Below are 7,579 nucleotides of genomic sequence, written 5' to 3'. Positions count from 1 at the left end.
GAGGGGAGGCTCGGTGCTGAAGCTCAATGTCACGACGGACGCCGAGACCCCGCTGAGCTTCCCTGTGTCGCTTCGCGGCCTGACCGCGGCGCTCGACCGCATGGTGGCGTTGAGCGCAAATTAGGGTGCGCGCTGACCAGCTTTTGGCCGCAGTGAGCCACATGAAGCGTACGCCGGCCGCCGCGATGGAGTATTTTTGGACGCGGCATCCAAAGGGGCGTGCCTGAAAAAGGGCTCAACTTCAGGTTGGATCATCGACAGCCGCTATCCGAACCGGCCATGATTCTGGCCATACCGGCCCACTGGCCTGCCGTTTTTTGTGCTTTCCCACTGAATGCGGCGTCTGGATACAACCGCAGCGAGCCGACGTTATGTGCTATTTTTGCTACATCTCGCAGCCTTGTTGCCCAAAAAGGCTATTTAGCGATCTCTAAATCAATAATCGCTCACATATTTCGTGAATCTGTGAATAATCCACCGACGGGCAGGCCTTGGCTTGGTTAGCGCTCTGAAAAGGACGCTGGGGAAACGTTAGGGTGGGATTAATGAATACGACAAACATGTCGACCATAGGCAGGCGCCTTGGTCTTTTGATGGCGGCCACCATGCTGACCTGCGGCAGCGCTCACGCGCTCACGCTCAAGGAGGCGATGGCTGTCGCGGTGGAGTCCAATCCCGAGATTGGACAGGCGATCGAAAATCGCGAAGCCATCGAGTTCGAGTTGCGGCAGGCCAAGGGCCTTTATCTTCCCAGTGTCGATGTCGAGGCATCGGCTGGCGTTCGCCGGCTCGACAATCCGTCCCGGCGCTCTCTTTCCATCGAAGGCGATGCGCTCTATCCGGCTGAAACGGATCTTACCGTTTCGCAGACGCTTTATGACAGCGGCGGAAGGCGGGCCGAATTGAACCGTCAGGCATCGCGCGTCGACGGCGCTTCGTTCCGCGTTCTGGAACGGTCCGAATTCATCGGGTTGTCCGTTGTCCAGGACTATCTGGAATACATGCTGCAGGCCTCGATCGTTGCCGAAGCGAAGAAGAATCTCGGCTTCCACCAGGCAATTCTCGGCGACATCCGGCAAGGCATCTCGGGCGGCGCGCTGAACGAGGCCGACCGTCAACAGGCCGAGGAACGGCTGTTCGCCGCCAAGGCGCGCATGCAGGAGGCGACCGAGGAACTGGAAGCGGCCAAGATCCGCTTCTTCAAAACCGTCGGAAAGCCACTGACCAGCCCTTCGAGGCCTGGCGATGTTTCGGCCGCACTCCCGCGCTCGCTCGACGACGCGATAGGGTTGGCGCGGGAAAGCAATCCGCGCGTACACATGGCCAACAGCGACATCGACGCGGCGGCCTCCCTCGTGGACGCTGCGCGGGCAAAATTTGGCCCCTCCATCATCGCTGAAGGTCGGGCCCGGGCAGGAACCGACATTGACGGCGACGATGGCGACACCACCGACCTGCAGGCGCGCGTGGTCCTGCGCTGGAACCTCTACCGCGGTGGCATCGACAAGGCCAACGAGCAGGAACAGATCCGCCGCACCAGTGAACAGCGTCTCGCGCTGCATCAGGTCCAGCGCGAAATCGAGGAAGCCGTTCGCACCTCATGGGATCGCCGTTTCCGGCAAGCCGATCTGGCAAAGACCCTGAGGCAACAAGCCGCTGCCAATGAGAAGCTGGTTGCTTCCTATCGCGAGCAGTTCAAGGTCGGACAGCGCTCGCTGCTCGACGTGCTCGATGCGCAGAATACACGGTTCAACACGGCAACGCTGGCGGATACCGCTTCCTACGCATCGCTGTTTGCCCAGTACCGGCTCCTGGCCGCGACCGGACAGTTGCTGAAAACGATGAATCTCGAGCCGGCAAAGCAAGCGACGGCCTATGCACGCACCGAGTTCGCAGCACCGGAAACCGCGGACACAGAAACCTATGCGCGGACGCCATCGGAGCAGAAGAACGACCTGCCATTCGATATTCTCGCTCCGGTGAGGAAGAAATAGGACAGCACAAGGTCCAGCGAGCGTCCTGACGGGCAGATCGTGAACCAGCAACCCAACATCCTCTCCCCGAAGGAGGCGTTCAAGGCCTGCTTCTCGGCCGTTGCCGGATATCTCGGCAGGCCGAGCGCGGAGACCGTGCTGTTTGCCGGCGTGCCGCTCTCGGACACGCGAATTGCGGCCGACGACATCAGGCACCTTGCCGAACGCATCGGCCTGGAAGTCACCGAGTTCAATCATCGCGATTTTCTCAGGGGGCGTATCGACCTGCCGGCCATCGTCTTTCGCGTCAGCCAATTGCCCGTCGCCCTGCTGGCTCTAGGCGAAGGCGATGCGTATATCACCGCGCCCCAGGAAGACGGCCGCACCACGATCGGCCGGTCGGAACTGGCCGCCAGCTACATCAGCGGCGGCGCTTCCTTTTCGATCACCTATGCCAATGCCGCCGAGACCATGTCGGTCGGCTCGGCGGCCAGGATCGAGCGAAGACATTGGCTTACGGGGACGATGGGCGCTTTCTGGCGCACCTACTCGAAAGTCGTCCTGGCGGCGGTGTTCATCAATCTGCTGGCCATAGCCTCGCCGATCTTCACCATGAACGTCTACGACAGGATCCTGCCGAACAAGGCGATATCGACACTGTGGGTCCTGGCTCTCGGCATCGGTGCGGTCATCCTGTTCGACCTGCTTTTGAAGACGGCAAGGGCTTCCCTCATCGACTATGCCGGGCGCAAGGCGGATCTGCGGATATCCTATCTGCTGTTCGAAAAAGTGCTGAACTCGTCGCTTTCGGCGCGCCCCGGCTCGACCGGCGAATACGCAAACAGGGTCACGCAATATGAGTTCGTCAGGGAGTTCTTCACCTCCAACACCATAAGCGTGTTCATCGACACGGCATTCGTCTTCGTCTTTCTCCTTGTGATCTATGCAATAGGCGGCTGGCTGGTGATCATACCGGCGCTGGCCTTCGTGATGTCCGTCATCGTCGGCCTGGTCACCCAGCGCCGCATCGGCAAGCGCGTCGCCGCCTCGATGAACGAAGCATCGCAGCGCCAGGCCCTGCTGGTCGAATCGATCTCGACGCTGGAGACCATCAAGTCGCTGCGCGCCGAGGCGTATCTGCTGCGGAAATGGGGAGAGCACTCCAAGAACGCCGCCAACACGTCCGAGAAGATCAAGCAGCTTTCGGCGGCGGCGGGCAACATCACCCAGTCCATACAGCAGCTGGTGACCGTCGCCCTGGTCGTGGCCGGCGCCTATGCCTTCTCGGAAGGGCATGTTTCGACAGGAGCAATCATAGGAACGGTGATGCTGGCGAGCAGGGCCGTGGCGCCGCTCGGCCAGATCGCCATAACGTTGTCCCGGTTCCGCCAGGCCATGCTCTCGCTGAGGATGGTGAATTCGATCATGGCTCAACCGGAAGATCGACCCGACACGGTGGGCTTCGTCAACCGCCCCATCCGCAAGGGGGCGATGGTGTTCAGGAATGTCGGGTTTGTCTATCCAGGCTCGGAAAACGAAGTTTTGACCGGCCTGAATTTCTCGGTCAAGCCGGGTGAGCGGATCGGCATCATCGGCCGCATAGGATCGGGAAAGACGACGATGGGTCGGCTGGTCGGCCGGCTCTTCCTGCCGACTTCCGGTGAGTTGCTGCTGGATGGGATCGACATTCGCCAGTATCACCCGTCCGAGGTTCGCGCCGCGGTCGGCATCGTTGCGCAGGCCGGCGACCTGTTCTCGGGCACCATCAAGGAGAACCTCCTGATGGCATGCCCCGAGGCTACAGACGAACAGATCATCGAAGCGGCAAAGGCTGCCGGCGTCGATGATTTCGTTTCACGCCACCCGCGCGGCTACGACATGAATGTCGGCGAGCGCGGCACCAATCTTTCCGGCGGCCAAAGGCAGACGGTGGCGATCGCGCGCCTGCTGCTGACCAAACCGAAAATCGTCTTTCTGGACGAGCCGTCGGGCTCGATGGATCTTGCTTCCGAACGCCAGTTGATCAAGCAGCTCAAAGTCGCCTTTGACCGCGACACCACGCTGATCGTCTCCACACATCGGTTCAGCATGCTTGAACTGGCCGACCGCCTGATCGTTATCGAACAGGGCAAAATCGTTGCCGACGGACCGAAGGACCAAGTCATACAGGCGTTGCAGAAAACAAGCGCCTGACAAAACAATTATTGCTGCATCCAATGCGTTGGGGCGTGGGAAATGCTTGCCAGGGAAGATCGGCCGCCGCTGTTTGCGTCGGCGTCCATATTCATCATCGGAGCGCTCTTCGTCGTTTTTGTCGCCTGGGCGTCCTTTGCCGAAGTCGATGAGATCGCACGCGGCGACGGCAAGGTCATACCTGCTTCCAAGACCCAGATCATCCAGGCGAGCGAGGCCGGTGTGGTTCAGGAAATCGCCGTGACGATCGGCCAGGTCGTCAAGAAGAACGATCTCATCATCCGCCTGGACAACACGCTCAACACGTCCAGCCTTGGCGAGCAGCAGGCCAAGGCGCGCGCGCTGGAAGTGCGCATAGCAAGGCTGAAATACGAACAGGCCGGCAATCTCTCGGGCCCATTTCCGTGCCCGCAGGACATCCAGTCGGTCGCTCCGCAAATCTGCGACAATGAACAGAAGCTGCTCATCGCCCGGCGCGGGAACTTCGACAACAAGCTGTCCGTGCTCAAGTCACGCCTCGATCAGCGCGAGAAGGAACTTGCCGAGGCGGAGGCCAATTCCGATCGTCTTACCAAGAACCTGGCGGTCAGCGACCAGGAGGCAAAACTCGTCGACGCGATGGTCAAGAAAGGCCTGATGGCAAGGACCGAGCAGCTCCGGGTAGAGCGCGAACAGACCGAACTCAACGGCCAGCTGAACCTTGCCGGCGAAACGATAAAGAAGATCAAATCGTCGATCACGGAAGCTCAGCTTCAGGTCGAGGAACTCGGCCTGCAATTGCAGCAGGAGGCGTTGGACGACCTTACCCAGGCGCTGGCGGACCTTTCGGTGGTGGATGAGACCATAAGGGGAGCCACCGACAAGGTCGCGCGCACCGATATCCGGTCTCCCGTGGACGGCATCGTCAACACGCTGGAGCTGAACACGGTCGGCGCCTTCGTCCAGCCTGGCGCCGTCGTGGCCGGCATCGTGCCAACCTCCGAAACGTTGCTGGTGGAGGCACGGGTCTCGCCGCGGGATGTCGCCTTCATCCGGCCCGACCAGGAAGCCCTTATCAAGGTCACCGCCTATGACTTCTCGATCTTCGGCGGCATCGAGGGCAAGGTCTCCAACATCACAGCCGACAGCCTGGTCGATCAGAAAACGGGGGAGCCCTATTATCAGGTGCGCGTGGCGACGGACAAATCGACCCTTCAAAGAGACGGCAAGGCCTATTCGATCATCCCCGGAATGATCTGCTCGGTCGACATCAAGACCGGGCGCAAGACGATCCTGCACTACCTCCTGAAGCCGATCAACAAGGCGCGCGAGGAGGCGATGAGTGAGCGGTAGCGCCAGCCCTCATCATTCCGATCGCGAGCGGCTGCTTGCGCCAGTCGCCGCCGAGGATTTCGGGCTGGAGTTTCGGGTCGTGGCGCGCGGTGGCATACGGCGCGGCATTCGTCTGGAGCGGGCATTCTGGATGTCGCTGAAGCAGATGGCCGAAAGCAGGAAGTGCACGATCGGCATGCTCATCGACGAGATCGCCGAAAGCCAGGCCCAGACAGGCAATCTGACATCCGCGATCAGGGTGGCCTGCATGCGTGGGTTGGGGGACGAAAACCTGACCTTGCGAAGGCTTGCATCGATCAACACCATCAACGCCATACTGGTCGCGTGCCCGTCTCCGGCCTTTGCCCTGGCTTCTTCGAAGAAGATCCTGTCGTTCAACGCGCCGTTCCAGCAACTGGTCAAGCGCCAATTGCCGATCGCCCCAAGCGATGACGCACGGCACGACCTCAAGCTGGCGCTGGACCTCAATGTGGCCGACATCTTCACGCGGCTCGACGCCAATGGCGAATCGCCGGTGGCCACCGGTTTTGTCATCGGCGCGGGTGACCGTCGATACCGGGGGCAATTGAATGCGGTGCGGGCCCCGGTGCTCGAGCCGGAGCTGCTGATGGCGTTCGTCTTCGGCGGCTGAATGCCCGCCAGTCTTTGGCGAGAACCTATGGCTTGGACTGGCCGAAACCCTATGGCTGAAAACCTTCGCCGGGTGCGACGGTTGCGAAACCGCCCTTGATGTCGGCCATCTGGGCGCCGCCCGGTCTTGAACCGTGGATCCAGGCCCGGTCCGTGCTGAACGAATAGAGCGGGACGTAATCCGGGAGATCGCTGTCACGCATAACGGTGTTGCTGAGGCTGTCGAGAATGAAGGTGCCGCTGCCTGTGCTCACCGACAGCACTGCGTGAAAGAAGCCTCTCTTGCGATCCTGGAGGACGACAAGCGCCATGCTTTGCGTCGGAATGCCGGCCCTCAGCAGGGCCGTCATCTTGAGGATGGCAAAATCCTCGCAATCGCCGGCTCGCCGCTCGAGAATCTCCGAAGGCTTCGCCCAATAGTCGAGCTTGCCGTAGACGACGCTGTCTTTCCTGTAGGCGATCAGGCGATTGACGCTGCTGTTGACGAAGGACAGCTTCTCGCTGAATCCCTTGCCTTGAGCGGCAGCGATCATGCCGGCAAAAGCCGTGCTCTTGTGCTCGCAGGGGCTGCCTGCCGAACAAGCGGTGATTGCCCGGTAGACAGGCGCCCAGCGCGCCGCGACGGGAAAATTGCGCATGGACAAGGCAACCGATCCGAAGACCCCTGGAATAATCGACGCGGTCTGCACCGGATCTATCCCGGCGTCATCTCGCGCCGTTGACGAGCCGTCCCCGCGGCCGACATCCGGGCCATAGCTGCCGGTGACCATGCCGATCCGGTAAGCGTCCGCAGGCTGCCAGGGCTGGGGCCTCGTCAGTGAAACACCGCCGAGACAGGGCGGCGTCTGGACCTTCTCCTGGGGCCTGCCGGGTGCGGGGATATCGCTGGCGAATGACGGCCCCGCCAGGCCGACAAGCCCGATTGCCAGCAGGAGCATCTGGAGCCCGGTTTTCCCCGGAACCGATTTTTGCTTTTTCATAACGCCCACCTTTGACTGTGGACGCTACCAATCTTGTCTCAAATTATTGGAAAGGAAGGTGGATAAATATCCAGCAACTGTCTTCATCTATTTTATTTAAAATTTTATTCAATTTTATACTTCGATTTACCAAAATATCCCGGCCAGTCCTCCGTTAGGGAAGCCTCCGGAAGCCACCATATATCAGGTTATATTGTCGCGGTTTACCACGTGTAAAAAATGCCGAGCAATGCATATCATAGTATATGAAATAGATTAGGGGGCAGTTGCAAAGTAGAAATGGCCGCTGTCTCTATCCGGTAAATATCGGAGGGGTTTCAGCCATGACGAACAATATCGAGTTGGACAGCTTTTCGGGTTCCTTGAACGAGCATTCCGCGTCCAGTGAACACGGCGATCAGGCATCGCCGGCGGAGATCCGGGTCGCACAGGCAAATTCGACGCAGCAGGCCGCACCGGCAGCGTCCGAAC

At 60.3% G+C, this 7,579-nt stretch carries 5 protein-coding genes and 1 pseudogene; 5 read left to right on the top strand and 1 reads right to left on the bottom strand.

Annotated features, from left to right (window positions below):
- From ENZ74_RS35125 to ENZ74_RS14890, 5 genes and pseudogenes are all read left to right on the top strand, one after another.
- Positions 1-124: pseudogene (locus tag ENZ74_RS35125) on the top strand (invasion associated locus B family protein); the annotation flags it as partial.
- A 421-nt stretch (positions 125-545) separates the two neighbouring features.
- Positions 546-1,994 (top strand): TolC family protein, encoded by a 1,449-nt coding sequence (locus ENZ74_RS14905; protein ID WP_013529844.1) that lies wholly within the window; start codon positions 546-548, stop codon positions 1,992-1,994.
- Between the two features lie 39 nt (positions 1,995-2,033).
- On the top strand, positions 2,034-4,166 hold the full coding sequence (locus tag ENZ74_RS14900) for a type I secretion system permease/ATPase (protein ID WP_013529845.1): 2,133 nt from the start codon (positions 2,034-2,036) through the stop codon (positions 4,164-4,166).
- A 42-nt stretch (positions 4,167-4,208) separates the two neighbouring features.
- On the top strand, positions 4,209-5,498 hold the full coding sequence (locus tag ENZ74_RS14895) for an HlyD family type I secretion periplasmic adaptor subunit (protein ID WP_063168901.1): 1,290 nt from the start codon (positions 4,209-4,211) through the stop codon (positions 5,496-5,498).
- On the top strand, positions 5,488-6,129 hold the full coding sequence (locus ENZ74_RS14890) for a ribbon-helix-helix domain-containing protein (protein ID WP_024502654.1): 642 nt from the start codon (positions 5,488-5,490) through the stop codon (positions 6,127-6,129). Before ENZ74_RS14895 ends, ENZ74_RS14890 begins: the two co-directional genes overlap by 11 nt.
- Before the next feature lie 49 nt (positions 6,130-6,178).
- On the opposite strand, the gene ENZ74_RS14885 is transcribed toward ENZ74_RS14890, so the two are convergent.
- Positions 6,179-7,108, bottom strand: coding sequence for a transglutaminase-like cysteine peptidase (locus tag ENZ74_RS14885; RefSeq protein WP_063168900.1), 930 nt, complete (start codon positions 7,106-7,108; stop codon positions 6,179-6,181).
- Between the last annotated feature and the right edge of the window lie 471 nt (positions 7,109-7,579).

This window comes from Mesorhizobium sp. M7A.F.Ca.CA.002.15.2.1 (genome assembly GCF_003998715.1).
Lineage (GTDB): Bacteria > Pseudomonadota > Alphaproteobacteria > Rhizobiales > Rhizobiaceae > Mesorhizobium > Mesorhizobium ciceri.
Note: the sequence above shows the minus strand (reverse complement) of the source record. Positions and strands in the feature narration are given on the sequence as shown.